The organism is Pseudoalteromonas sp. L1 (assembly GCF_021728095.1).
Lineage (GTDB): Bacteria > Pseudomonadota > Gammaproteobacteria > Enterobacterales > Alteromonadaceae > Pseudoalteromonas.
This window is the reverse complement of sequence record NZ_JAKKCT010000001.1, coordinates 1,010,242-1,036,552: the sequence shown is the minus strand read 5'-3', so window position 1 is coordinate 1,036,552 and position 26,311 is coordinate 1,010,242. Positions and strand designations below refer to the sequence as shown.

Below are 26,311 nucleotides of genomic sequence, written 5' to 3'. Positions count from 1 at the left end.
ATGACACAACAAATCGATCGTGACGCTATTATTGCACAGCGTATTATTGACTCAACAACGTCAGTAACAAAAACTGTTTTCCCAGGCCGTACAAATCACCATAACACATTGTTTGGTGGAGATGCGCTAGCTTGGATGGATGAAGTCGCCTTTATTGCAGCAACCCGTTTTTGTCGTAAGCCACTTGTAACGATTTCGTCTGACCGTGTTGATTTTAAAGAGGCTATTCCGGCAGGTACATTCGCCGAGCTAATCTCAAAAGTTGTTCACGTTGGCAATACCAGCCTTAAAGTAGACGTAGAAATCTTTTTAGAAAGAATGCATAAAGATGACAAGCATTTAGCTATTTCAGGTAGCTTCACGTTCGTAGCTGTTGATGATAACCACAGACCAACACCGGTAGTTTGCGATAAGATGATCAATGGTTTCGAATAACACTTACTATAAGTTTTAAATAAATTAAGTACCTTCGGGTGCTTAATTTATAATATACAAAGAACACATCATACTAAAAGTATTAAAAGTTACCTTCAACAACTGTTAAAATAATTTAGCAAGGTGTGTACAAGGAATAGATGTATGAGGGATTTCTTTCTTTTTATTTTTTTAGAATAGTTTAGTGTAGCCCCATTAAAAGAAGCTACACTGTTTATCTAGTTACAAAACCATAGCCGCAACCCAGCCTGCAATAAGTAGCGGAATATTAAAGTGGATAAAAGTAGGTACCACAGAATCCCAAATATGGTCGTGTTGACCATCCGCGTTTAGGCCTGATGTTGGGCCAAGTGTTGAGTCTGAGGCAGGGGAGCCTGCATCACCTAAAGCGCCCGCGGTACCAACCAATGCAGCGGTTGCCATTATCGAAAAATTAAGTTCCATACAAAGTGGTACAAACAGGGTGGCTATAATAGGCACTGTTGAAAACGAGCTACCAATGCCCATAGTGATTAATAAGCCAACTAGTAAAATTAATGCTGCGGCAAGTGGTTTGTTACCTTCAATCATTCCTGCGGCAGAGGTAACTAATGAAGCGACATCACCCGTAGCTTTCATCACAGAAGCAAAGCCCTGTGCTGAGATCATAATAAAACCAATCATCGCCATCATAGCAATGCCTTTACTGAATACATCGCCGTTTTGCTCAAGCTTTACAACACCAAACAAGGTAAATATCGCTACACCAACAAGGCCGCCTAAGATCATAGAACCACTAATATTTTGTGCGATTAAAGAGCAAAGTACGGCAGCAATACCAACAGCTAACACCTTTTTAGGCTGCTCAATCACAACCTCTTGTTGTTGCTCTGTTAGGCTATGAGACTCATAACTACGGCGTTTCCGATAGCTGATAAATACCGCAACCAATAAACCAAATAACATTCCAATAGCTGGAATGATCATTGCCATCGGCACTTGTGTATTAACAATCTCTAAGCCATTTTCAGTGAGGTTTTTGTGTAAAATGGAGTATAAGTAAATGCCACCAAAACCATAAGGTAATACCATATAAGAAGTGGCTAATCCGAAGGTTAAAATACATGCAATAGCGCGTCTATCGAGGCGCAATTTATTAAATACAATCAGCAATGGCGGAATAAGTATTGGGATGAAGGCTATATGCACAGGTATTAAATTTTGCGATGAAATCGCACAGAGTAAAATAATACTTAATATAAGATAACTAAGTGTCGTTTCGCCTCTATGACTATTCTCGTTTACTTGCTTAAGTAACTTAGACGCTAAAATACGTGTTAAACCCGACTTAGAAATAGCCACCGCAAACGCACCTAACATCGCATAGCTAAGCGCTATTTCAGCACCACCCGATAAGCCATCATTGAATGCATTAACAGTTTCAGTTAAACCAAGGCCTGCGGTTAAGCCCGCAACAATGGCACTCACGGTCATCGCGACAATGACATTAATTCGACAAAGCGTTAAAACCAGCATCAACATAACGCCGACAATTACTGCATTCATATTGTTCTCTATTTGGCTATTTTGAGAGAGTTTAACAGAACTCGCACACGGTTTTTGCGATTTTGAGTATATGATTGTTGTTGATAGCGTACTTCGACGATTATTTGCTCAAACTCGTTTAAATAAGGCTCCAACACAGGCTTTTGCTGTCTGATCAAAGCGATATTTTGTAGTGGTGTGTTGGTTTCAAAAGGCTCAAACCCTTGCTTTTTAGACCACTGATAAAGCTTAGTGATGTCATCAACCAATGGTTCGCTACTTCGAACTGGGCGCTTACTATATAAAAAATAGCCAGTAAAGCTCAGTAATAAAGTACCTAACACAACTAATGGCGTAAGCCATGCTGATTTATTACCAAACAGTGAGTCAAATAAACTTTGTTGTGATTCTTGGTCAAACGTAAGCACCCAGTTAGTCCATTTATAGTCGAGCTCTTCAAGGTGAATTCTAAGCCAGTTTATAGCTTTAAAATGGCTCCAGCGCTTTAGACCAAAGTTAAGATTGTCGTTAAAGCTTTCGTTTAAATCCCCCAGTTGTGATAGTGAACCATTTAAACGCTCTGGGGCAACAACAGCGGTTGCATCGAATATGTGCCATTTTTGGTCGAAGAACACTTCAACCCATGCATGCGCATCATATTGGTAAATGTTAAGCGTAGCGGCTTTAGTTTGTTCACCCCCTAAATATCCAGACACAACACGGGCAGGGTAACCAGCGACACGAAACATAAATGCAGCCGTGCTGGCATAATGTCCACAAAAACCACGTTTGGTATCAAACACAAACTGGTCTAACGTATTATCACCATACATTGGCGTAGGTGTTAATGTGTAAGCAAACTGCTGCTGATTAAAGTAATCAAGTAGCGCGTTAAAGTAACCTTGCGCATTTTCATGCTTAGCAGCCAACTCTTTAGCCAATGCTGTTGTTTGTGGATTGGTTGTGTTCGGTAAGCGGGTATAAATGCGTTTTTCAAAGGCATTCAGGCTCAGCATAGCCTCACTGCTGGTTACCGCGTATTTAATGTTTTTGTTTAAGTTACCTTTACGTTTTAACAAGCCATTGTAGGTTGAGTGCACATCTGAATTAGTACTTTGTGCAAAGCCAAGGGCAAATAGCCAATTTGAAGATGAGGGCTCTGCAATAACCTGATAATTAACGCTATTACTTTGAGTAATTGTACGGCGAATTGGGTTAAATTGTTGAGATTTTAAAATATCCGATATTAACCAGTCACTACCATTAAATTCATCATGAATAAGGCTTCGCCAGTAATAGGGGGCTTGTAGGACTTGCCCTGGCTGTTGTTCTACCCGAAAAACCAAGTCATCTGACTCAGCTAATTTCGCAATAGAAAAGGGGTTAACTTGTTCTGATAAACCCGTTTTAGCAAGCTTGGGCCCCGGTAGCTGCCAAAATGCAGGTAGTTTGGGTAAAAACAAAATCAAAAATGCTGCTATGGGTAAGGCCAGTAGAATGGTTTTAACACTTTGTTTGTTAGCGGCCTTAAAGCTTTGCGGGCTAGTTAAATAGCCAAGTACCGCGAAGTTAACAATATAAAGTACACTGACTACCAAGGTTTCAAATAACCCTTGATGAAACAAATACACCGTTGAAAGGTTAAAAAACACCAGTAAACACACAGTTTGAAACTGTTTAACGGTTTTCGCTTGTAACAATTTAAAGTTGCTAGCAAGTAGCATCATGGATACAAACAACTTTACCGTATCGCTCACACCAACCAGAACAAATAAAGCAATTAAGCTAACTGCAGCCAAAATATTTGCCACCAATCCATTTAGTTTTTTATAAAACTTACCTAAAAACAGGTTTAAAAAGCTTAAGCCAGCTAATATGGCTAAAAATGGAGTAGGTACTTCAGTAAACAAAAAACCACTGATAACAATAAACAGCAGTGATAAAACAGTATTTATAAGCGGCGTATTCATAATTAAAACTCCGCTAATGCTTGCAGGCAGGCTTTTTGATGATTGATCCCTTGGCCTTTAGCAATGTATTTCTTGGGCAAGGTTAACGAAAAAGCCATGTGTTGACCGGTTAATTGGTTTACCAAAAAGCATAATTGGCTTAAACGTTGTTCGTTATTGCCAGTTAACATATTGAAATTAAGCGCTAATTCCTGTGATGCATCACTGGTAAACTCTTTCGTTAATAGCTGCTGAGTTTTAGCGTAGTGTTTCCACGATACCTTATTAAGCGCTGTACCTTGCACAAAAGGGGTAAGTTGATGAAAGTCATCATTACCCGCTTTAACTTGTGCGTTATCGCCGTCGTGTTCGTCATTGTCATGGAGCTGAGTATCAAGCTTTTCAGAAGCGATAGGCTGTGGGTAAACATACACCGTTTCTGTTGGCTCTATGTAACTCCACACAGACACTAAACCAAATGGAAAGTGACTAATAATTTTAACTCTATCAAAGTCATAAGCACCACGTTCACTGTATTTAAGTGCTATTTCAACGGTCTTTTTCTCTTTATTTTGTAGTGACACAGTTTCAGATTCAAGGTTGTCATTAACGAATTTTATAAGTTCACAGTGTGATTGTGCTTGTACTTGAAAACGCGCAAGAGGAGTTTCTGGCGCATAACTTTCGTTTACTGACTGGTATTTAACCGACAAACCTCGCACATTTTTATAGCCAGTGAGTATCGCAAACACCAAAACCACCACCATTAAATACGCCATGGCTAAAATCAGGTTGTTTTGATAGTTAATGCCCATTACAAAATTAAGTAGTGCAATCAGTAAAAACTGCCCACCGAGTTTTGAAGGTAATACATAAATGGTTTTATGTTGGAGTTCAATTTCGTTAGTTTTATGCTTGTTTTTTAATAACTTATTAAAAACGAAACGACGAAATTGATTAACAAAAGCAGAGCGCTTAAACATGTTTTATAAGCTTACAGGCACATGTTTAAGTGCATAGCCACTGTCACCCGCGTTTAAACCAAGTCTGTGATCAGTCACACTTGGAAAAACCGCTTGTACATCTTCAGGCATTACAAAATCACGACCTTCAATATACGCCCATGACTTCGCAGCGCGGGCAAGCGCAATACTGGCTCTTGGAGATAGTGGGTTTACAAAATGATTATCTTGGCGAGTAAACGCAACGAGCTCAAGGATATAATCAACCACTGCGTTGCTTACCGTTACCGTATTAATTTCTTTTTGAATAACAGCAAGTTGCTCAGGATTAATGCGAACAGGCAAGTCATCATAATTACGATTGTTTAAGCCTAAAATGAGGTTTTTCTCAGCGTGTTTATCAGGAAAGCCTAAACTAATACGCATGAAAAAGCGGTCTAATTGTGATTCTGGTAACGGATAAGTGCCAGATTGATGCACAGGATTTTGCGTAGCAATCACAAAAAATGGTGATGGTAGGGCGTGTTTAACCGAATCTACCGTTACTTGTTTTTCTTCCATTGCTTCTAACAGTGCACTTTGTGTTTTAGGACCTGCACGGTTAATTTCATCGCCTAAAACAACTTGGCTAAATACAGGACCTTGATGAAATGAAAAACTATGTTCTTTAGCATCAAAGATGTTAGTACCAAGAATGTCAGAAGGTAATAAGTCACTGGTAAATTGTATACGTTGATACGACAAGCCAAGCACTGCGGCAAGTGCATGAGATAACGTGGTTTTTCCCATGCCTGGTAAATCTTCAATTAACAGGTGGCCTTCACTAAATAAACACGTAAGGGCGAGTTTGATTTGTTGTTGCTTACCAAAAATAATCGTTGATAGGTCATCTATAATGAGTTGGATTGTCGAATTCATAAACTACTTAATTTGTTATGGTTTCCATCAATTCTAGACGTTTCATAACAGAGTCGACTTTTTTTGCGTTGAATGGTTTGGCGATAAAACCTTTAGCACCAAGTTCCCAAGTATTTTGAACATTCTCAAGACTGTTATGGCCAGAGCACATAACAACATGTGTATGTGGATGATGGTCGTTTAAGTATTCAAAAATTTCCGTACCATCAGTATTGGGTAGCTCAATATCAAGAAAGATAACATTCGGTGACTTTTCTTCGATAACAGTTTTAGCTGATTCAAAATCTCGACTTTCTAAAATATCTTCAAAGCCAAGACCAGTCAAAATTTGGTTTAGATAATCTCTGATGTCTTGCATATCATCAATTATCAAAATAGGTTCCAACGGCTTCACAAATTCCATATTGTTACATCTTATCGTTACATCTCAAGTTGATAGTTTTAATATAAGTCATGAGATAAGTAAGCTCAAGAAACAGATACTAATAAAATGAATAATATGATAAAACACCTCCTTAATGTCCGATACCGTCTAGTATTGGACTTAGTATACATAGAGGATAGGTATGACTATATATAGATACTTAACTTCCTATAATTTATATTATGTTAAATTCTGTATTTATCTTTATAAGTAGGTTCATTAGTCGTTAGATTTTAAGGTTTTTCAGCCCCTTTTTTGGTTAATTTGGGTTTTCATGATTTCTAACTTTTTATGAGATGCTCATTTTTACTTTGTAAATTTTCAACCAAACTGACTTCATTCCAATAAGTCCACAACGGTGAATTTTTACAAACCTAGATTTGAAATGTTTTTCTTGTATGTTTATCAAAAAACATAAAAACAATTTTGTTTTCACAGCCAGTAACCGTTATGGCTTTAAGTTCATTACTATGATTTATTCCTACAACAAGCTGTTCGTAATAACGAAAGCCGCGTAGATGCCCTACAAGCTCAAATTGAATAACTGTACGATTTTTCTAAGTAAGCTAAACGCTGAATATCATTGGTAATGACTTAATTAAAATGGGCGATCAACTAGCCCTCAAGGATATTGTTTTAAAATACGGTGACAAAAAAACTGCTTAGGCCTTGCCGCGGTTTTTATTGCTCGCTTTTTTATATTACTAATCTAAGCCTTTTTGAAACGACTTTGAATATTGCTTTTACCAACTTACACAAATTGGACTTTCTAACCGTATGGGGTAAGCTAAAAATCTACAATTCCAATATAGCAAGTTGTTTGAAAATCTAGCCAAGGAGCTCTTTAGTGTTGGATATAACCAAAAGAATCGAACTCATAAACGCACTTTTAAAGCAGGATACTGAGGAAAGTCTTACTTATGCAGCTTTAGAATGCAGACTAACATTAGAGTATCTATGTTACGAGCGATTTAAACTCTACTTCCCTTACCTATCAAAGAGTGACTTATCTACTTGGAAACCCAAACACATTATTAAGCAGATTTCAGAGCAAATAGATCATAATGTTTCAAAAGAGTTCTCAGTATCAATATCAGCCGAAAAGATAAATGGGAGATCTCCAGCAACGAAAGAAGAATATGAATCGATAGCATATACATCTCTTGGGACTCAATCAGAACTTAAATTAAGAAAACTAGATAAGCTATATAACAGTCTAGCTAGAGTTGCTTTGCATATACCAGTGCCAAGCATATCTTCAGGAGATATTAATATATATGGTAAAAAAGAAATTATCAGAAAGAAAGTTGAAGACGTTATTTCATTTCTATCGGACATCAAGGGTAACCTGTTGATGGGAGGTTCTTTTGGTGAGGAGTTAAGCTTTAATTGTCTTGCTTGCGACACTAAATTAAAAAGACCTATAAAAAACTTGCAAGATAGAACTGTTTTGAGCTGCATAAACCCGAATTGCGTAGAAAGCTACCTCATTGAAAAGAAAAATAATAGCTTCGAAATTATTAGAAAGGTTATCAAGTTTTCATGTTCTGGCTGTGGTGAGGAGTTAGTTGTTCCTGCCAGAAATTTCCAAGAGTTGCGGTTCGAGGATAGGCTCGACATATGTTGTGGTAACTGTGATGTGAAATCAAAGGTAATTATGAGGCCTCAATTGATTACACCCAACTCTTAAAATTTCCCAAAAAAGCCACGATTAAGCGGCCTTTTTTATTGTCATTCCGTCTGGGGTGACGATGCCCCCGCCTTTGATATATCAAAACCCTTTTTTATAGTTTTCTATTTTCAAATGCGTTTTTATATTCATCCTGCAGGACAGGCTTTTTAACTATAATTCTTCGATTGTGGTACATAATGAGCCTTGACAGCCATGCCCTACTCGGTTTAAGCATCAATTAAAATGTTGTGTTGCGGCTTTAATCGTGAGTTAGCGTCACACTTATCAGTGGCGGCTAATTTAGCCATTAGTTATAACAAAGTTGACACTAACAATAGGCGGCGTACAATTAATCATGTTATAACAATGTACCTACTAATGGGGTGAAATATGCGCACTCAAGTACGAAAAATCGGTAATAGTCTTGGCAATATAATTCCTGCCGCTTTCATCAAGCAACTCGGCTTAGTTGAAGGCGCTGACATTGAGGTTAAAGCCGATGGAAAAAAAATTATTATTGAACCAATCAAACGTCAAAAGAAGCGCTTTCCGTTCAGTGAAAAGGAGCTATTGAATGGTTTAGATGCTCATACAGCTCATGCTGATGAACTGGCGTTAGTATCGGGTAAAGAGTTGGGTGAGTAATGGCTCAGTATGTACCTACACGCAATGAAATTATTTGGCTAGATTTTGAGCCCGTGAGAGGTAAAGAGATCGGGAAGTATCGCCCTGCATTAGTCCTTTCAAGTAAAGAATATAATCAGCAAACGGGGTTGTTAATTTGCTGCCCGATTAGTACCAGTATTCGGGGGCAAGCTACCGAAGTACCAGTAAATAACCTCGACAAACCAAGTGTTGTAACGTCAAGTTTGATCCAAACACTTTCGTGGAAAGACCGCAGCGCGAAGAAAATTACCACTGCTGAAAATGGTGTAATGGAAGATGTTTTGCTACGGTTAATCCCGTTGATTGGGGCTGAGTCGTTATTCGATGAATAATAATGGGAATATTACACATCGAGCAAGCTAACTAATTTAGTGAAGATTATAAAAAGCCAATATTATGAGGCCGTTGTTAGACGGCCTACTTTTAGGGTGTTAGCGCAATTTGCCTACTACAACCAATGCTTTCTACAAAGTATTTATCATGGCTTACGAGTATAAACCCGCCTTTATAACCCTGTAATGACTGAGCCAAGAGCTGTTTTGATTCAAGGTCGAGATGATTATCGGGCTCATCTAATAACAAAAATGCAGTGCTTTTAATATTACTGACGATACACATGGCGAGCTTCATTTTCTCGCCACCACTTAAAAATGCGGTGTGTTTAAAAACAGCGTCTTTTCTAAAGCCAATACTGGCAAGTAGAGTACGCGCGGTACTCTCATCTAGGTTTTTGCAGTAAAGCATGATGTTTTCAAGCAGGGTTAGCTCGTCGTTTATTAATGTAAAATGTTGGTCTAAATAATAGAGTGCTTGATTGCAATGTAACTGCCCTGCTTTTGCTGGTATGTCGTGGTTCAGGGTTTTAAGTAAGGTTGATTTACCAGTGCCATTTGCGCCCTTTAAATGAATTTTATCATCACTGAATACCTGTAAATTAAGCGGTTTTTGTGTGCCGTTCGCTAATAGAACGTCCTCCAGGCTAAGTACTTTGTGCTGTTTAATCTCAACAGATTGCGCTAAATAAAATTGCTGCGCTTTAGTTTGTTCAAGCTGGCTAGAAAGCTCTTGTTCATTACGAGTGAGCGCACCTTCCCGCTTGGCGGTGTTTTTACTTTGCGATGACAAATTAGCGCTGGCTTTATCTTTTTTAGTATCCATTAACTTTTTGGGTTGGCTGCCAGACTTTCTAAGTTTTGCACCTTGGTTTGCTCGCTTTTGTGCTTTTTGCTTTTGTAGTTGCTCTTCTGCTTTGAGTTTAGTTTGCTGTTTAACAACGTGGTTTAACTTGTTTTCAAGAGCATGAACTTGTTGCTGTTTTTGCGTTTGGTATTGTGAAAAACTCGTGCCATATTGTGTTAAACCAAGGGTTGTTAGCTCCCAAATTTCATGGGCTTGTTCTAACAATTCTATGTCGTGACTTATCAGCAATAGTTGGCCTTTAAAGTTGTGTATTTGATTTATAAGCCAGCTTTTGCCTTTTGCATCTAGATGGTTTGATGGCTCATCCAATATTAAAATATCGGGCTTAATGCAGGTAAATAGTGCCCAAAGCTTTAATTGGCTGAGCTGGCCGCCACTTAAATGTTTGCTTAATGAGTAAGGGGTTTTGCTTCTTACGCCTAGCCTTAAAATCTCTGCGTTAAAGCGCTCTGGTAAGTCCCAATTGCCTTCAAGTAAAGTTAAATTTTGCTCTGTAACTTGCCCTTGGTTTATAGCATCAAGGGCTTTAAACATTGGCTCTAAGCCAATAGCCTCAGCAATTGTTTGGTTTTCAGCCTGATTTACATCGTTCATTTGCTGATAAAAGCCAGGGGTTGAATTACAAACAACCGTGCCAGAGCTAGGCTCTTTTTGCTTAGCGAGTATTGACGCTAATATAGATTTACCACAGCCATTTTTGCCGACTAAGGCAGTAACTTTAGCTGTGAGTGAGAATGAAAGGTCGTTAAATACAACATCGCCATTGCCATGTTGGTAACATAAATTAAAAGCTTGAAGTTGTGGCATAGTGCCTCCTGTATTACAGGGGCAGTGATACCAATCCACAAAATAGACTACTTAATTAAGCGAATTGGTATTAAGCGTTTGATCACACGAGAGAAATATAATGCAAGTGATAGTGAGCAACGCCTACTAACCCTGTTGGTCCAAAAAGATAAAAATGAAATTGGATAACAGGTTTAGATGTTCATGTTGGCGGTAACTCCTAAAAAATGAGGTTAGATAATAACCAGTTAATACCTAAATAGCAACGAGTTATGCTAGTCTTAAGTCATTGAGTGCTTGAAGGACTACATTTTGAATTTAGTGAATTGCCAAGTTGTATTACAAAACCAAACGCAAGTTAAACTTCAGTTAGATAAAAACAAGCGGGTCTTTGTTATTGGCGATTTAGATGCTGACTTAGCAAAATTTGAACAAGCGCTTGAATCTGTTAATTTTGATAAAAATCACGATGTGCTGTTTTCGCTTGGTGATGTTATAGATAGAGGTAATGATAGCGTAAAGCTTCTTCAACGCTTTATTGAGTTGGGTGTTTACATGTCATTGGGTAATCACGAACATATGTTGCTGGAATCATTATTGGCACATGATGAAGCCTATTTTTCGTTATGGGTTAAAAATGGTGGTCGCTGGCATATTGATGCAAGTGATGATGAACTTGAATTTGTTTGCAATTACTTACGCAAACGCCCTCTTTCATATTTGTTAGATTATCAAGGTGTTAAAATAGGTTTATCACACACTGTGTCGCATAATTGGAATTGGTTGGCCCCTTCGAAAAATAAACAATTTGCGGTGTCTACACTTTTGTGGGAACGAACAATAGCAAAACAGAAGATAGTTGAAGATAATCAGAGCGTTGATTTTTCTATTCATGGTCATAACACAACTCAGCGCGCCTATTGGCTTGGCAATACTTACCATATAGATACCAACTACCTTGGCGGGAAGCCAACGATTGTAGAGCTTGAACCTTTAATTAATCAGTACAAAACCTTTTAGTGTAAAGTGGCAAGTCTCGTCACTGCGTTTTCTTCGAGGTATTGTTTATATTGATAGCGGGCGTGCCAAAGTTGCTCATTTGTTTGCTGCAGATAGATTATAGGTCCACTGCTCTTCTTAGCTAGGTTTGTCAGTTTTGTATATTCAAGCGTATCAATCTTACCATCACTAAAATAGCTTTTAGCGACTTGCAAAAACTCTTCATCTTTATAGATATCGCTATGCCATATGAGTGAGCGATACATACTTGCGGTTATTTCGCGTGGCTTATCATTTGAGCTAAAGAGTTTAACCTCGGAGTAAATCGAGTTACCTGTGATTACAATCCCTATTAATGAAAGCGTAGTGAGAGTCATCATCCATTTCATGCTTCTATCCTCACAGTTAATTACTTTTAACTATAGGAGAGAAAGATGAATACTTGCTGTTTATTTAATCAATTTGTTGTGGGTTAAGTATTCTCTAAACACTTAGTTATTGTTTTAAATGTTGTTTAACGTATCAGGTAAAGCCTAATACGTTATCAACGTTAATGCAGTGCAGCTGTAAATGGAATTTGCTTACAAATTTCTGCTTCAGCAACGAGGATCTCTTCTAATCTTGTATCCACTTCTGCTTTGTCAAAGTATTCGTATGCAAGTTCTACAAATAAGTTTTTATGTTTTTCTTCAGATTTAGCGATAGCTACATAAAAATCTTTTTCTTTACCAGCAGGAAGTGCCTCTGCAACTAAAGAGAAGCGTTCATGACCTCGCGCTTCAATGACGCCAGCGACTAATAAACGGTCCATTAAAAACTCATCACGGCCATTTCTGAATAATGCGCGAATATTCTTAATATAAGGATCCTTTTGATCATTACCTAATGAAACATCACGTTCCATTAAAAGCTTGAGTACTTGTTTAAAATGAATCATCTCTTCTAAAGCTAAATCAGTCATTGCTTTAACCAGCTTACGACGATCTGGATAATGAGATAGCATTGACATAGCCATACCAGAAGCTTTTTTTTCAGCTGCGGCATGGTCTTGCAAGAAGGTATCAAAGTCTGCAAGAACACCTTCAGTCCATTCAAATGGAGTGTGATATTTTAATTCAAACATAATATGAGCAACTTAACTAATAATGGCGGCGATTTTAGCGTATTTACGCTATAAAATCTTGTGATTGTAACCCAGTGACTTATCTATTTTCCCATTTCGTGTAGAGGCCACTTTGTTAGGGTGTTTTATGTCATTCCAAGCTGTTACTTTGCCCGCTATATTCAGTGGTTTAAAGGTGATAGTTTGCTCTGTTTGAAGAAAGCGTTGAAGTAGTTTAGGACTTTGCTCATCGGCAACATCCAAAGACAAGAGCTGCTCTCGCCCTCTAAAATACTCAGAAACTTGATTTTGGTGGCGGTTATAACACTGTGTTAGGTATTCGTCAGATTCAATATCGGACAAATTAAAACGGCCAAAAGTATCTAAGTAACAACGCTTAAGATGAGTATTAAAGCCACCATCTTCTCGCATTAAGTTGGTGTGCATTCTTGTAAGTAGTTGTCTTATTGATGGCAACCATTTAGTTAGCTCACGCTCTAAATTAATAAATCTACAATTATCAAAGTGCTTGTCGAGTAGTTTATATTCATTGAACACAGGGGTATCGGCAATTACTTCTGCGCTGTGAATTGATTGTTGGGTATAAGCAGTGTGTGCGGTTTTATATCCTAGCTCTAAAAAGCTATGGCATATGCTGGTTGTGCCTGTGCGTGGCAAACCGATTATAAATATCTTATTTTTCATTCACAGTCTGTATTGTTAACCACAAAGACGCATCGTCTACCGGGGTTAGTGGAGGTAAATCTTTGTTCTCTAATTCTATAATAGTCTTAGTGTGTATGCTGGCATTATTGATTGCTGCGCCATTATATTTATAAAAAAGGCGATCAAATTCACCATTTTCACGCATGATCTTAATACCTTTAGTCACTGCATCAGCAATGTCAGTGTTGTTCTTATTAAAAAAGAAATATATTGGGCTTGGGTATTTCAGCATGAGCTGTGGTAACACTTCAAGTTCCATATCATTTTCAAACATTGCTTTTTCTATATCAACTTCCAAAATTGAACGAGGAAACAATTGCCCTCGCCCTTTATTTAGCATGTTAAAAAGTGACGTATAATCTAAAGAGGTAGATACAACGAATCCGTTGTCTCGTAATATTTTTGTATCTGGCCAGTCTTGCCCTTGAACGAAGTAAACTGTTTTTAAATCATCTAACGTGTGCAGTTGCTCTAGCTGTTTTAATTGCGATTGGGTTGTTAAAAGTAAACGCCATCCGTATAAACCTTTGAACAAAGGCACTCTTAACGGGAATAATCGTTGCTCTCGTTCAATCGTTGTCATGGTCCAGTTGACGTTGATCTCTCCGCCAACTTCTATTTGTCTTAGTACGCGGCTTTGGCCTAGAAGATGTTTAGAAGGAGTTAGAGTGAACTTTACACCACTATGCTCTAAAGCAGAGCGAAGTAAAATGAGCGGATAAAGCACGTCTTCATCTAAATTCGGCATGGTCTTAGGATAGACAACACGGAGCGTTTGATTTTCTGAAGTTATGCTTGATGTTGGATTGTCCATTTCTACACTTGCAAGCGCGTTTTGACAACATAAAAGAAAGGCAAGTGTAAAAACAGATGTTTGCATAAGCTAAATAACTCGTGTAATTAATAATAAAACAGCGCTTAATAACATCGTTAAAAATGTAAGCGCCATACCAATAACACGGAATTTCAATTGATTTTCTGCTAGTGCGTAACTGTGGAAAATGCGTCCGACGACTAACATTAACCCTAAAACATAGCAGTAATGACTTGAAAGACCTTGATACTCTACTAAAAATAGCAGAATCAACGAAAAAGGCACGTATTCGATAAAATTTCCGTGGGTGCGAATTGCAGCATTTAATGTGCTGTCTCCGCCGTCTCCCAACGAGATTTTCTTTTTTCTGCGTAGTTTAATTACCCTAAAACTTAACTGGATGTACATTATCACCAAAACGGCTGCAAATATTGAAACAATCACATTTTTTCCAAATTTTTATTTAACATTAGACGCTTAGCCAAGTTTATTGCTAGGCTGTTTGTATATTCTCAACTATTATGACTTGATCATATCGAAAGTCTAACTGTTCTTAAGGAAGTGCATGTTTACGCCAAGAAAATTAGCCGATAACTACCGAGAAATGATAAGCAGTATAGGGTTTTACCCATCTATGCTCTCGGTGATGTTTTTAGTTTTTGCTTTAGTGACAACGGCTATTGAGTATTCGTCTTTATCGATGGAATTTAAAGAGCTAATTGGTGTGTTACTGGTCGACAGTGAAGAAAACGCCAGAACTATCTTAAGTACACTAGCAGGCAGTATTATTTCACTTACTGTGTTTAGCTTTTCGATGGTAATGATTGTATTAAATAGTGCCAGTGCCGGCCTATCTCCCAGAGTACTACCTGGCCTAATTACTCGTAAATCACATCAACTTGTACTGGGTTTCTATTTAGGCAGCATTATTTACACCATTATTATGCTTATAAATATCCGTACTATTGGGGATGGAGATACGGGGATCCCTTCTTTAGGCATCTTGTTTTCATTAATTTTTGGCCTTATTTCATTGGGCTTTTTTGTTTACTTTATTCACTCAATTTCTAAAGCAATTCAAGTGGATAATGTTCTCAACGATTTGTTCAAGAATACGAAAGCGGAGCTAAAGAGTATTATTTCAATGCAGGAGGAGAACCCTGTTAACGACTTTCCTAGCTTTGATGATTGGCATAGCATTAAAAGTAAAACAGAGGGTTACTTTAAAGGTGCACACAGTGATAAATTATGTGCTTTGTGTAAAAAACATAACATCAGAATTTATATCTCGGTTAAACAAGGTTTTTTTACGGTTAAAGGTTATCCCTTTTTAAAGTGTGATACGGATTTATCAGATAAACCTGAACTTGTAGAAGAGTTGCTTGCTTGTTTTATTTTTTATATCGAAGAATACATTCGTGACCATTACCGCTATGGTATGACGCAAATTTCTGAAATCGCAGTAAAAGCAATGAGCCCAGGTATTAATGATCCTGGTACGGCAGTAAAAGCAATTGATATGTTGAGTATTCTACTTATTAAAAGGCTCAATATTAGCGATGTGAACTACTCGCTGAAGCATGCTGAGGGTGATAAGCCGTATTTATATCTCCACGAAACATCTTTTGACGAGCTATTGCACGATAACTTTACCCCTATACGCAATTACGCCAAGGGTGATGCCTATGTAATGGTTAACGTACTCGAAGCGTTTAAAAATATTCTATTTAGATCGTCTGAAAACAGTGAAGCTACAGAGAGCCTATTCATTTATTTAGAAGCGATAGTAGAGGATATAGACCGTAATACAAATAATGATTACGACAGAGAGCAAATTACCAACATGCTAAAAGCAATTGCGAGAATATCTGAAGACAAAGGGGAAAAATTGGTGGCAAAATTTACCACCAATTCTGAAGATTAATTTTCGATGAGGTAAACAGCGTAACTACTGGCCGTGATGGTGATTTCACCACTTTGATAGGCATCAGGCACGTATTTACCTGATGCATCTGCGGTAACCATCATTTTTTCAGCACGCATATACGGTTGTACATCGCTCTTTAGAGGACTGTTCGAAGCCGTATATAAACCTTTTAGCTCTACACCATAATCACTAGCAAGCTCTTTTGCTGCTGCTTTGGCATCTTTTATCGCGAGCTTTTGTGCTTGTTTGTGCAGCTCATCATAGCGGCTAGAAACAAATTGAGTTTGATTTATTTCATTAATACCTGAATCAACAAGTTGTTGTAATAAAATAGGGTATTTTTTTAAGTCTTCTAGAGTCAGAGATAAGCTTCGCGTTACACGGTAACCAACAAAATTTTGTTTACCTGTTTCTCTATTGTATTCGGTTTGCCTATGAATCGAGATATTAGAAGCATAAATACCTTTTTCATCTACACCTTGGCTTTTGGCTAACTTTATCGCTTTAGCCATTGTGGTATCAGCTTTATTTTTTGCTGCTATTAGGTCTTTATCAACTTCGACGATACCCACTGTCAGCTTGACGTTATCAGGAATAGCGGTAACGGTTGCTTGGCCTTGAATGTAGATATGAGGTGAATCAGGTGCTGATTGAGCAAATACATTTAAACTGATTGCAGTGGCAATTGTGGCAAAAACGAACTTACGCATAATTCATGTTCCTTAACTATAAACTCCTTTCATTATCACCTTAAAGGGTTAATTCAATATGAACAAGGTGATTACGCAAATTTTTTTATAACGATAAAAAAACAGGCTAAAAAGCCTGTTTTTTCTAAATAGAAATAAAGAATTAAATACTACGACGTTTGTAGTTACGGTATTCAGGTAACCAGTAATTCTTTTCGATTGCAGCCCATAAAGCTTCATCGCTTAATTCTAGTGCAACGCCCTCTTCCATCGCTTTTTTAGCGACAGCAAAAGCAATACGTTTACTTAAAACTTGGATCTCAGTTAAGGCTGGTAACAAACTACCTTTACCAGTGTTAGCACGAGGCGAAGACTCTGCTAACGTTTCACTTGAAACAATTAACATTGCATCTGTAATACGGGTTGCTTTAGCTGCAATAACGCCTAAGCCAATACCAGGGAAGATGTAGCTGTTGTTACATTGAGGAATTGGAAATACTTGGCCATTGTAATTAACAGGATCAAAAGGGCTACCTGAAGCAACGATTGCTTGGCCGTCTGTCCAATCGATTACATCTGCAGGAAGCGCTTCCACCTGCTTCGATGGATTACTCAATGGGAAAATAATTGGCTGTGCACATGATGCATGCATTGCACGAATAACTTGCTCTGTAAATAATCCAGGTTGACCAGATACACCGATTAAGATATCTGGTTGTGCACAGTGCATTACATCAAGAAGTGATGCGTACTCACCACTGTAAGTCCACTCACTTAAGTGTGCTTTCGGTTGAGCTAGTGCATCTTGGAAATCACGTAAACCTTCCATACCCTCAGTAAGTAGACCAAAACGGTCAACCATGAAGATTTGAGAACGAGCTTGCTCATCGCTAATGCCTTCAGCAACCATAGTACTGATAATTTGCTCAGCGATACCACAACCAGCAGAACCTGCGCCAACAAACACTACTTTTTGCTCAGAAAGCTTAGCACCTTTTACACGACATGCAGCAAGTAAAGAACCCACAGTAACAGCTGCTGTTCCTTGGATATCATCATTAAAGCTACAAATTTCGTTACGGTAACGTTTCAGTAAAGGCATTGCATTCGGTTGTGCAAAATCTTCAAACTGCAACAGCACACTAGGCCAGCGACGTTTAACGGCTTTAATAAATAATTCTAAGAATTCATCATACTCGTCTTGTGAGATACGCTTATGACGTGCGCCCATGTACATTGGGTCATTAAGCAGTTTTTCGTTATTTGTACCAACATCAAGCATTACAGGTAATGTATAAGCAGGGCTAATACCACCACACGCTGTGTAAAGTGATAATTTACCGATTGGAATACCCATGCCACCAATACCTTGGTCACCTAAACCAAGAATACGCTCACCGTCCGTTACAACGATAACTTTAACTTTACCTTTCGTAGCATTACGTAAAATATCATCAATTTGGAAACGATCTTCATAAGAAATAAATAAACCACGGGCACTGCGGTAAATATCCGAGAATTTTTCGCACGCATCACCTACTGTTGGTGTGTAAATGATAGGCATCATTTCTTCAAGATGATCACGCACTAAGCGGTAGTATAAGGTTTCGTTGTTATCTTGAATTGCGCGTAAGTAAATGTGCTTATTTAGGTTGTCGCTAAAGCTTGAATATTGCTGATAACAACGCTCAACCTGCTCTTCGATAGTCTCGTAACGAGGAGGTAATAAGCCAGCTAAGTTGAAACTTTCTCTTTCTTTTTGTGAAAAAGCGCTGCCTTTGTTTAATAGCGGCGTTTCAATAAGGCCTGGGCCTGAATAAGGAATATATAGATAATTTGGATCGGTATTTGTAGTCATATTTCCAAGCTTTGATGCGTCATAATTATGACCTGACATTATTACTGTTGAAGGTGAAATTGCAATGACAATCCACCTTGTCAGACCATTGAAGAAAATGAATTTTATGCTCTAAACTGCATACTCTTTAGTATACATGAAAACTCAGCAGCTTTAAGGCTGCTGAGCGCGTTTTTAATGGCTTTTATCACTTAAAGCAATACCTTCACGACGCGGATCAGCAGCGCCGTAAAGTTTACCCTCTTTTAGTTCAACAGCATGTAAACCAGAGTTTAAATCTAAGATGCGAATATTGTGTCCACGGTTAACAAAATCAGCTTTATGATTTGCAAGCTCGGTGCCTTTTTCAAGGCTGGTATAGTTATTTCGGTTTGTAATGCGTGGTAAGTTTATCGCTTCTTGCGCGTCTAAATTCCAATCAAGCACACCAACAACCACTTGCGCTACATAATCAATGATACGACTACCACCGGGTGAACCAACCACTAAGCGCAAGCTACCGTCTTTGTTAAACACCATTACTGGCGACATTGAGCTACGCGGGCGTTTACCTGCTTCAACACGATTTGCTAAAGGTTTACCATCTTTTGTTGGCGATAAAGCAAAATCAGTCAGTTGATTGTTTAAAATATACCCGTTCACCATGACTGTTGAACCAAACGCCATTTCAATAGAGCTTGTCATCGAAACCGCATTACCTTCACTATCAACAATAGATACATGACTTGTTGAAGGCAATTCATACGCATCATCTTGTGCATAAGCAAGTGAGTTAGGCGGCGTGCCTGCTTCGGCATGAACATCTTTCTCTGAAATAAGTTTAGCGCGACTGGTAATGTACTCTTTGTTTAATAAGCCTTCGGTAGGAATTGCCATAAAATCAGGGTCACCCAAGTATACATTTCTGTCGGCAAAAGCTAAACGCGATGCTTGAGTAAAATAATGAAGCGCTTGTACTGAGTTAGGTTCAAGCTTTGCCATTTCTTTGTGCTCAAGCAAGGCTAGAATTTGTAACACAGCAACTCCCCCACTACTAGGTGGTGCCATTGAGCACACTTCATATTGATGATAATCAACACACACTGGCGCACGCTCTTTGCTTTGATAGTTTGCTAAATCCTCTACGCGAAGTGTGCCTGGCGCTACAATTGAATTTTGCACTGCATGAACAAGTTGTTGTGCATTTTCGCCTTTGTAAAAAGCATCAATACCTCGTTTTGCTATTTCTTTATAAAGTGCTGCAAGCTCAGGGTTTTTCTTAACAGTGCCAATAGCGAGCGGCTTTCCGTCTGGAAAAAAGTAATCACGAATAACAGGTAACTTTGTAACACCAGGGTTTAGTTCTTTAGCTAGTAACTTATGCAAGCGAGGCGAAACAACAAATCCTTGTTCTGCAAGGGCTATTGCAGGTTGAAATAACGTTTCCCAAGAAAGCTTGCCGTAGCGCTTATGAGCTGATGCAAAGGCATGTAAAATACCCGGAACACCCACTGAGCGACCACCAACCACCGCTTCAATCCATTTTACCGCTTTACCGTGCTCATCTAAAAACAGTGTTTCATCCGCATTACTAGGCGCAGTTTCACGGCCATCAAAACTTGTTAAACTCTTTGACTTATTATCAAAGTACATCATAAAGGTGCCACCACCTATGCCTGATGATTGTGGTTCAACCAATGTAAGAACGAGTTGAGTGGCGATTGCTGCATCAACGGCTGTACCGCCTAGCTCAAGCATTTTTTGCCCTGCTTTTACAGCATAAGGATTGGCTGCTGCGACCATATATTTATCGCCTTCAACGACTTGCTTATGAGCAAATCCCGTTGCAGCTTCTGGTTCTCTTGTTTCAATTTTTGCCGGTGCAGCTAAAAGTGTTGAACAATACAGTAATGAAGAAGAGAGCACGATAAGTGCTTTGGTTTTAAAAAACATAAAAAACTAAATCCCGGTTGTTTTGTTTAATTGGCATCTTGGTGTGAAACGTGCACAATATGCAAAAAATGTCTAAGCCATAAAAATAACATGATCAACCTGCCCCTGAAACCACTATATGTACTTCCTCCCTTATGTTTAATCTTACTAAGCTCTTTTTTTGCGGCATTTAATCTAAATGATTATTTAGAATTTAACCGGTTGTTAGTTACAAATGGTGAATATTGGCGGATTTTCACTAGTCAATTCGTTCATGCAAATTGGCCTCATCTTTTATTAAATTGCGCTGGTATTTTTTTAATATGGGCATTACATGCTGAGCATACATCACCATTTAGATACGCTTTTAACATCGCTGTTCTTGCACTTTGGTGTGGATTAGGCGTGTGGTTATTTTGCCCTGATATTTATATTTATACGGGACTTAGTGCATTACTGCATGGTGTAATAATTTGGGGATCGGTAAAAGACGTACAAGCAGGCCTATTTTCAGGCTGGTTGTTGTTCGTAGGCACATGGGCGAAAGTTATTTGGGAGCAAATTGCAGGCCCTAGTGATTCAGTGAGCCAATTAATTGCATCAAATGTGGCTATAGATGCTCATTTTATTGGTGCACTTGGTGGCACAGTACTGGCTTTGCCAGTATTTTTAAATGTTTTAAAGTCTACATATAAAAACAGCCACTAATAAGTGGCTGTTTTGTATAAGTTCTAAAACTAAAGCGTTTCTTTGAACAACTTATAAATACGACGGTATTCATCTAACCAGCTTGATGGCTGTACAAAGCCATGTGGTTCAACTGGGAAAATAGCTGTTTCAAAGTTTTCTTTTTCAAGCTCAATTAAACGCTGCACTAAGCGTACTGAGTCTTGGAAGAATACGTTGTCATCTACCATAGGTGCGTTGATTAATAAGCGATTTTTCAAACCTTCCGCAAAATAAATTGGTGAACTCTTCTCATACGCAATTGGGTCAACATCTGGGTGATTTAAGATGTTCGACGTGTAAGGACCATTGTAGTGAGCCCAATCAGTTACTGGACGAAGTGCTGCACCTGCTTGGAATAGATCAGGTTGTGTAAATAGCGCCATAAACGTCATGAAACCACCGTAAGAACCACCATAAGTGCCTACCGCTTGTGTATCTACGTTAGCGTTATCTGCCATCCAGCTTACGCCGTCTGCTAAATCTTGAATTTCTGGCGTACCCATTTGGCGATAAATTGCTGTACGCCAGTCACGGCCGTAACCTTTAGAGGCTCGGTAGTCCATGTCCATGACTACGTAGCCTTCTGAAGCCAGTAGTGAGTGGAACATAAACTCGCGGAAGTAACCAGACCAACCCATGTGTGAGTTTTGTAGGTAACCAGCACCGTGGTTAAAGATAACCGCTTTACGGTTTTTACCTGTTTCGCCCTCTTTATAATCAGCTGGGTAATATACTTTTGCGTAAATTGGTTGATCAGTGTGGCTTGAAGGCACTGCAACGATTTTAGGTGCAATTAACTTCTTCGCTAAGAACTCACCAGATACCGTATGCGTTAGCTGAGTTGCTTGGGTATTTGCTTTTGCATCAGCAATATATAGCTCAGGTGGCGACATAATCTTAGAGTGGGTTAGCAATAGTTTGCTTTCATCTGGACTTAACTGGTAATCAGTCATACCATCAAGGTTTGTTACTTGCTCAGACTCACCGTTTGCAGGGTTTACACGATAGATTTCGTAGAGACCTGGGTGCTCAACGTTAGCTTTGTAGTAAATTGCTGAGTTATCAGCTGTTAACGTTAAGTTAGAAACAACAAATTGACCTTTAGTAAGCTGCGTTGCTTTACCGTTAAGTGGCTTTTTGTAAATATGGCTGTAACCAGACTCTTCAGATAAGTAGTAAAGCGTATCAGAGTTATTCAACCAACCAAAATCGTTATATGCATAGTTTACCCATGCATCGTCATGTAGACGGTGCTGCGAAACAAGTTTGTTGTTCTGTGTATCAACAGTGGCTAACCAACGGTCTTTGTTGTCCCATGCTTCAAGCATAAGAGCCACGTGTGAACCATCTGTGTTCCACTGGATAGCACTTTGATCCCAACCCCAATCCATCATTAGGTTGATAGCGCGCGGCGCTTTTTCCGACTTATAAGTTTTGCCATCACGAGCGTAGTTTTCTTTCTTAACAGCTGCAAGAACGTCTTCATCAAAACCTGGTAAGGTATCGAATGCAAGGGTTGTTTGCTCGCCTGATTTAAGGTCGATGTAAATAACATCTGAGCTGATTGGTTTTTCATCCGCAACGCGACGACGTACTTTTTCAGCTTTTACGCGAGCATCATCGGCAATGTAATTAGGCATGATATCGCCTTCATCGCGCCATGAGCGGTTTTCAGTGGTTACTGCAACAAGTGCTTGGCCATTTGGTGAAAGCTGTACGTCTGCCAAACGTTTATCTTTACCTAAATAGAACTGTGAATTAGCAATACTGTCGTTTTGCTCATTAATTTGCTCTTTACGCGCTTCACGGTCTTTTTTGTTTTTGTGAGTCAGCGCAATGTAATCAATTAGTTTGTGCTGCTCTTTTGCAATATACGTGTCTGGCTCTTGCACACCCTTAGGTGCATCGTCTAGGTGTAAGTTAACTAATTCAACTTGACGACCTGTTGCCAAATCAACTTTATAAAATGCATTACCTTGGCGATACGCAAGGCTGCCATCCGTTAAAAACTGCGGCTTTGATTGCTGTGCGCTGTCGTGTGTAATTTGTGTAATTTGACCAGTGCTTAGGTTTTTAACAAAGATATTACCTTCAAATGCATACGCCTGTTGCTTCTTATCAGCCGAGTAAACTGCGTTTTTTGCACCTACTGTGTGTAATTTGTTTAACGCTAATTGTGATGCAGATTGACTATTAACCGCTTGAACATATAAATCGCGTAACTCACTACCCTGTTGCTTTTGTGCATAAACAATGCTGTTAGAATCACCATTCCAGAAAGCACGTTCTGGCTGACGGCCTAACCAATCAGGGTGAGCCATTGCTTGCTCTAGCGTGATTTCGGCTGAACCTGTGTCAGCAGGGGTAACAACAACTGGGGCTACATTGGTTATTTGTTCTTCAGAAGGTGTTGAGGCGGTTGATTGACAACCAGCTAGCATAAAGCTAGATGCGACTGCGAGAGCCACTAACGTTTTATTAGCAGTGGTTTTGAATTTCATAGTGCTTCTTACGGGGTTATTATAATTCGCCCTATTTAAGCAGAAGCACTGATGAAATAGCAATTTTTATAGGATAAACAGCCAAACTTTTCCGTTTAATTACAGCTTATTTCAAGCTGATATCAAGCCACACCATACGATGATCAGATGATGCATTACGATCTTGAATCAAACGGTATAATTCTGAACTTTTTATTGGCCAAAATACCCCGCCGTCGTTGATCTCAATACCATAATTAGAAGGGAGTACGTAATCAGCACGGGCTTGCCAATAAGCCGTGTAGTTTTTTGCATATTCTTCTTTATAGGATTGTTTAGCCCCTTTGCTAGAAGGTGTAAATGAGGTATTTATTAGAGGATTTTTCAAAATTTGGTCTGTTGTTTCAGGACGAGCTTTACCACCTTCTGGTGCCGCATTTAAATCACCAACAATCACAAAGCGACTTTTCGCTTTTAAGCCCCCTTTTTGACCTTTATCATCATAAATGTAGTTAGCATTGTTGATGTAATCAGCAATCAGGCGCACTTCATCGTGGTTACGCTTACCGTTACGGTCTTCATCACCATCAAAAACTGGTGGAGTTGGGTGTGAAGCAAGTAAATGAACCGTTTTTCCTTTAACATCAATTGGTAAATCCCAAAATGATTTAGAGCTTAGGTGAAGTGCTTGCCATTCCTCAGCAGAATACCAGTTTTTACCTGTTTTAGGGTCGATAGGCATTTGCGCATTTGGCATATCTTTATATTTGAATGTTTGTAAAGTACGCGCTTTATCTAAATCAATTGGGTAGCGAGAAAGTACTGCCATTGCATAATGCCCTTCAAAGAAGCCAAAGCCTTGCGCGTCTCCTTTGTAATGCCCCTTTACACCATCGTTATCTAAATCAAACTCAGTAGGTAACCCCGTATTGACTGGTGCAATAAAATAATACGGATAATCAATTGCAACCTGCTTATTTTGCGATACTTGCAGGTAGTTTTTACGAAATACGTTAATGCCTTTGTCGGCATCAATATAATCAAACTCGTTCAGTAAAATAACATCTGGTCTTACACGTTGAATAATCTCTGCTATGTTGCGAATTTGCTGGTGGTTACTTGCTAATGCTTTGCTTAATGCATCTTTATCGACCGCCTCACCTTTTTTAGCATAGTTTGTTGCATCCATGCTCACGTTGAAAGTGGCAACACGCAGATCTGCAGCCGCTAAATTATTAGAAAATAAGCCTGCGGCGAGTGCTATTGAAGAACTTAATAAGGAATTTTTCATGAAATAAATCCGTCTACTATTAGTAGTAAAATAATACTGCTGACAATGATCCATAAGATCATCGCCATGATAAAAGGTTTAATGCCCGCTTGTTTTAAGACTGAAATCGATAAACCACTGCCGATTAAAAATAAGGTCATTACTAAAACTTGCTTAGCACCGATGTTAAGGGCATGCCACAGTGTTTGATACTCTGGAAAACTTGAGTTAATAAGCGCAGCCGCCAAGAAACCTATAATAAACAAGGGTATACTGGCTTTTTCATCAGACTTCCAAAACACACCTGCGATGCTTGTGTAGGGGATGATCCACATCGCTCTGGTGAGTTTAATGGTTGTTGCAATAGCAAGCGCTGATGCACCATAAGCGGCTGATGCCCCTACTACACTACTGGTATCGTGAATCGCAAGTGCCGCCCAAACCCCAAATTGCTGCTCAGTCAGGCCAAAATAATGACCAATCATTGGGAATAACACTAAACCAATTGCATTTAATAAAAACACCACAGCGAGTGATATAGCTACTTCGTGATCTTTGGCCTTGATTACAGGCGCCATTGCAGCAATGGCGCTACCACCACAAATTGCGGTACCAAATGAGATAAGTACCCCGGTATTTTTATTTAACTTAAATAACTGCGATAAAATTTCGCCAAGCCCAATAATCGCGGTAATACTAACGATTGTAAGCACAATAGAGCTACGCCCTACTTCTATTACTTGACTAAAATCAACAGCAAAGCCGAGGCCAATAACCGCTAACTTAAGCATCCATTTACTCATTTTTTGTGACTGTGCTGCAAATGGATTACCTAATAACATGGCAAACAAAGCACCAACAACAAGTGCCGTAGCTGAGCCAACAAATGGCAAAGCAGATGCTAAAAATAACGCAATAAATAGTATTTGTTTTGTGCGTTCGGCTATCACAACGGCGCTCTGATTAGTTTGTTGGTTAACTTATGTACTACAGGTGCGACAAAAATAACGGTAGGAAATGCCACACAAAAAGCAAAAGCCCATGCTTTAAGCCAAATGGTTGCAATGCTATCGATTAAACCAACATTAAAAATACTGATCACCAGTGACATAAATCCAGACATAAACAGCGCCATAAAAAACGCAAATACGACTGTTCTAAATCGAGGATGTAACATAACAAGCTAATATTAATATAAAAATATTAGTCTATAGAAAGAAAAACCTGACGCAAGTGCTTTGAGACAAGAGGTGTTATTCTTGTAGAGAAA

Annotated in this window: 25 protein-coding genes; 7 read left to right on the top strand and 18 right to left on the bottom strand. The window is 38.8% G+C overall.

Annotation, left to right across the window (positions count from 1 at the left end):
- On the top strand, nucleotides 1–435 hold the full coding sequence (locus L3V38_RS04865) for an acyl-CoA thioesterase (RefSeq protein ID WP_062569076.1): 435 nt from the start codon (nucleotides 1–3) through the stop codon (nucleotides 433–435).
- Nucleotides 436–657: 222 nt separating this feature from the next.
- On the opposite strand, the gene L3V38_RS04860 is transcribed toward L3V38_RS04865, so the two are convergent.
- From L3V38_RS04860 to L3V38_RS04840, 5 genes are read right to left on the bottom strand one after another with little or no spacing between them, the layout of a single operon-like run.
- Nucleotides 658–1,980, bottom strand: a complete 1,323-nt coding sequence (locus L3V38_RS04860) for a Na+/H+ antiporter family protein (RefSeq protein WP_237118563.1) — start codon at nucleotides 1,978–1,980, stop codon at nucleotides 658–660.
- 8 nt (nucleotides 1,981–1,988) lie between these two features.
- Complete coding sequence (locus L3V38_RS04855; protein ID WP_237118562.1) at nucleotides 1,989–3,929, bottom strand: DUF3488 and transglutaminase-like domain-containing protein; 1,941 nt, start codon at nucleotides 3,927–3,929, stop codon at nucleotides 1,989–1,991.
- Between the two features lie 2 nt (nucleotides 3,930–3,931).
- Nucleotides 3,932–4,891 (bottom strand): DUF58 domain-containing protein, encoded by a 960-nt coding sequence (locus L3V38_RS04850; protein ID WP_237118561.1) that lies wholly within the window; start codon nucleotides 4,889–4,891, stop codon nucleotides 3,932–3,934.
- A gap of 3 nt (nucleotides 4,892–4,894) precedes the next feature.
- Entirely contained in the window at nucleotides 4,895–5,788 is an 894-nt protein-coding gene (locus L3V38_RS04845; protein WP_237118560.1) for a MoxR family ATPase, read from the bottom strand.
- A 7-nt stretch (nucleotides 5,789–5,795) separates the two neighbouring features.
- Nucleotides 5,796–6,191: a response regulator gene (locus L3V38_RS04840; RefSeq protein WP_237118559.1), complete on the bottom strand. Its 396-nt coding sequence runs from the start codon at nucleotides 6,189–6,191 to the stop codon at nucleotides 5,796–5,798.
- 868 nt (nucleotides 6,192–7,059) lie between these two features.
- On the opposite strand from L3V38_RS04840, the gene L3V38_RS04835 reads away from it, so the two are divergent.
- From L3V38_RS04835 to L3V38_RS04825, 3 genes are all read left to right on the top strand, one after another.
- Complete coding sequence (locus tag L3V38_RS04835; RefSeq protein WP_237118558.1) at nucleotides 7,060–7,902, top strand: hypothetical protein; 843 nt, start codon at nucleotides 7,060–7,062, stop codon at nucleotides 7,900–7,902.
- Between the two features lie 372 nt (nucleotides 7,903–8,274).
- Nucleotides 8,275–8,529, top strand: coding sequence for an AbrB/MazE/SpoVT family DNA-binding domain-containing protein (locus tag L3V38_RS04830; RefSeq protein WP_062569083.1), 255 nt, complete (start codon nucleotides 8,275–8,277; stop codon nucleotides 8,527–8,529).
- The gene (locus L3V38_RS04825; protein ID WP_062569084.1) at nucleotides 8,529–8,882 is read left to right on the top strand and encodes a type II toxin-antitoxin system PemK/MazF family toxin; all 354 of its coding nucleotides are present in this window, start codon (nucleotides 8,529–8,531) and stop codon (nucleotides 8,880–8,882) included. Before L3V38_RS04830 ends, L3V38_RS04825 begins: the two co-directional genes overlap by 1 nt.
- 91 nt (nucleotides 8,883–8,973) lie before the next feature.
- On the opposite strand, the gene L3V38_RS04820 is transcribed toward L3V38_RS04825, so the two are convergent.
- Nucleotides 8,974–10,557, bottom strand: a complete 1,584-nt coding sequence (locus L3V38_RS04820; RefSeq protein WP_237118557.1) for an ATP-binding cassette domain-containing protein — start codon at nucleotides 10,555–10,557, stop codon at nucleotides 8,974–8,976.
- 300 nt (nucleotides 10,558–10,857) lie between these two features.
- Between L3V38_RS04820 and L3V38_RS04815 the strand changes: the two genes are divergently transcribed.
- The gene (locus L3V38_RS04815; protein ID WP_237118765.1) at nucleotides 10,858–11,556 is read left to right on the top strand and encodes a metallophosphoesterase; all 699 of its coding nucleotides are present in this window, start codon (nucleotides 10,858–10,860) and stop codon (nucleotides 11,554–11,556) included.
- Here L3V38_RS04815 and L3V38_RS04810 read toward each other — a convergent pair.
- The 5 genes from L3V38_RS04810 to L3V38_RS04790 all read right to left on the bottom strand — a co-directional run bounded on the left by L3V38_RS04810 (nucleotide 11,553) and on the right by L3V38_RS04790 (nucleotide 14,621).
- Complete coding sequence (locus L3V38_RS04810) at nucleotides 11,553–11,924, bottom strand: hypothetical protein (RefSeq protein WP_130149888.1); 372 nt, start codon at nucleotides 11,922–11,924, stop codon at nucleotides 11,553–11,555. The genes L3V38_RS04815 and L3V38_RS04810 overlap by 4 nt on opposite strands.
- A gap of 161 nt (nucleotides 11,925–12,085) precedes the next feature.
- Nucleotides 12,086–12,658 (bottom strand): tRNA-(ms[2]io[6]A)-hydroxylase, encoded by a 573-nt coding sequence (locus L3V38_RS04805; protein ID WP_062569088.1) that lies wholly within the window; start codon nucleotides 12,656–12,658, stop codon nucleotides 12,086–12,088.
- A gap of 48 nt (nucleotides 12,659–12,706) precedes the next feature.
- Entirely contained in the window at nucleotides 12,707–13,342 is a 636-nt protein-coding gene (locus L3V38_RS04800) for a sulfotransferase (protein ID WP_237118556.1), read from the bottom strand.
- On the bottom strand, nucleotides 13,332–14,243 hold the full coding sequence (locus L3V38_RS04795; RefSeq protein WP_237118555.1) for a transporter substrate-binding domain-containing protein: 912 nt from the start codon (nucleotides 14,241–14,243) through the stop codon (nucleotides 13,332–13,334). The genes L3V38_RS04800 and L3V38_RS04795 overlap by 11 nt, the downstream gene beginning before the upstream one ends.
- A 3-nt stretch (nucleotides 14,244–14,246) precedes the next feature.
- Nucleotides 14,247–14,621, bottom strand: coding sequence for an MAPEG family protein (locus L3V38_RS04790; protein WP_237118554.1), 375 nt, complete (start codon nucleotides 14,619–14,621; stop codon nucleotides 14,247–14,249).
- A 121-nt stretch (nucleotides 14,622–14,742) separates the two neighbouring features.
- On the opposite strand from L3V38_RS04790, the gene L3V38_RS04785 reads away from it, so the two are divergent.
- On the top strand, nucleotides 14,743–16,101 hold the full coding sequence (locus tag L3V38_RS04785; RefSeq protein WP_130149892.1) for a DUF2254 domain-containing protein: 1,359 nt from the start codon (nucleotides 14,743–14,745) through the stop codon (nucleotides 16,099–16,101).
- Here the strand turns inward: L3V38_RS04785 and L3V38_RS04780 are convergent.
- The 3 genes from L3V38_RS04780 to ggt all read right to left on the bottom strand — a co-directional run bounded on the left by L3V38_RS04780 (nucleotide 16,098) and on the right by ggt (nucleotide 20,583).
- The gene (locus L3V38_RS04780) at nucleotides 16,098–16,814 is read right to left on the bottom strand and encodes an SIMPL domain-containing protein (RefSeq protein ID WP_237118553.1); all 717 of its coding nucleotides are present in this window, start codon (nucleotides 16,812–16,814) and stop codon (nucleotides 16,098–16,100) included. The genes L3V38_RS04785 and L3V38_RS04780 overlap by 4 nt on opposite strands.
- A gap of 142 nt (nucleotides 16,815–16,956) precedes the next feature.
- The gene (locus tag L3V38_RS04775; protein ID WP_237118764.1) at nucleotides 16,957–18,651 is read right to left on the bottom strand and encodes an NAD-dependent malic enzyme; all 1,695 of its coding nucleotides are present in this window, start codon (nucleotides 18,649–18,651) and stop codon (nucleotides 16,957–16,959) included.
- A gap of 174 nt (nucleotides 18,652–18,825) precedes the next feature.
- Nucleotides 18,826–20,583 (bottom strand): gamma-glutamyltransferase, encoded by a 1,758-nt coding sequence (gene ggt / locus L3V38_RS04770; protein WP_237118552.1) that lies wholly within the window; start codon nucleotides 20,581–20,583, stop codon nucleotides 18,826–18,828.
- A gap of 90 nt (nucleotides 20,584–20,673) precedes the next feature.
- On the opposite strand from ggt, the gene rrtA reads away from it, so the two are divergent.
- The gene (rrtA, locus tag L3V38_RS04765) at nucleotides 20,674–21,270 is read left to right on the top strand and encodes a rhombosortase (RefSeq protein ID WP_237118551.1); all 597 of its coding nucleotides are present in this window, start codon (nucleotides 20,674–20,676) and stop codon (nucleotides 21,268–21,270) included.
- Between the two features lie 29 nt (nucleotides 21,271–21,299).
- Here rrtA and L3V38_RS04760 read toward each other — a convergent pair whose 3' ends face one another.
- The 4 genes from L3V38_RS04760 to L3V38_RS04745 all read right to left on the bottom strand — a co-directional run bounded on the left by L3V38_RS04760 (nucleotide 21,300) and on the right by L3V38_RS04745 (nucleotide 26,218).
- Entirely contained in the window at nucleotides 21,300–23,792 is a 2,493-nt protein-coding gene (locus tag L3V38_RS04760; RefSeq protein WP_237118550.1) for a prolyl oligopeptidase family serine peptidase, read from the bottom strand.
- A 106-nt stretch (nucleotides 23,793–23,898) separates the two neighbouring features.
- The gene (locus L3V38_RS04755) at nucleotides 23,899–25,062 is read right to left on the bottom strand and encodes an endonuclease/exonuclease/phosphatase family protein (protein ID WP_237118549.1); all 1,164 of its coding nucleotides are present in this window, start codon (nucleotides 25,060–25,062) and stop codon (nucleotides 23,899–23,901) included.
- Nucleotides 25,059–25,991 (bottom strand): putative sulfate exporter family transporter, encoded by a 933-nt coding sequence (locus L3V38_RS04750; RefSeq protein WP_237118548.1) that lies wholly within the window; start codon nucleotides 25,989–25,991, stop codon nucleotides 25,059–25,061. The genes L3V38_RS04755 and L3V38_RS04750 overlap by 4 nt, the downstream gene beginning before the upstream one ends.
- Complete coding sequence (locus L3V38_RS04745) at nucleotides 25,988–26,218, bottom strand: DUF2798 domain-containing protein (protein WP_130149899.1); 231 nt, start codon at nucleotides 26,216–26,218, stop codon at nucleotides 25,988–25,990. The genes L3V38_RS04750 and L3V38_RS04745 overlap by 4 nt, the downstream gene beginning before the upstream one ends.
- Nucleotides 26,219–26,311 lie beyond the last annotated feature (93 nt).